Genomic DNA, 446 nt, shown 5'->3' with positions numbered 1-446 from the left:
CCGCCGCGCCGCTGACCAGCAGTCCGGCAGGCCCGCCACCGGCCTGCCGGACTGCGCGAAACTCCTGGACAACCGGCTCCACAGGCTGTTACGGATGAAGAGAAGGCCCTCGACCGGGAGATGACGCTCGTGCTCAGAACGACCGACCACCACGTAGAGCCGATCCCCGTCCTGCCTGCCGCCCCCGCCGGAAGCGATCCGCTGCTGCAACTTCAGTACGAGACGCAGCCGCCCAGCGGACCCGGCGCGACGCGCTGCCTCAGCCACCCGCCGGAGCTGTCCCTGCGCGGGATCCCCGTGATGTGCTCGATCTGCCGGGCCCGGCGCGACTGGCTGCTCATCAACCACGGCCGCAACGTCTGGGTCCGCTGCCGCTGCAGCAACCAATGGATCGAGCCCGAGATCAGCCGCGCCGACTTCGACGCCATGATCGCCATCCCGGACGG

General features: G+C 70.2%; 1 protein-coding gene. It reads left to right on the top strand.

Translation table 11 applies throughout. From position 1 onward, the window contains the following. Positions 1–120 precede the first annotated feature (120 nt). Positions 121–446: hypothetical protein (locus RB628_RS41480; protein ID WP_318325780.1), on the top strand; the 326-nt coding region annotated here is incomplete at its 3' end.

It is taken from the genome of Streptomyces sp. ADMS, assembly GCF_033441795.1.
Classification (GTDB): domain Bacteria; phylum Actinomycetota; class Actinomycetes; order Streptomycetales; family Streptomycetaceae; genus Streptomyces.
The sequence above is the reverse complement of the archived record's forward strand: the minus strand, read 5'-3'. Positions and strand labels throughout refer to the sequence as shown.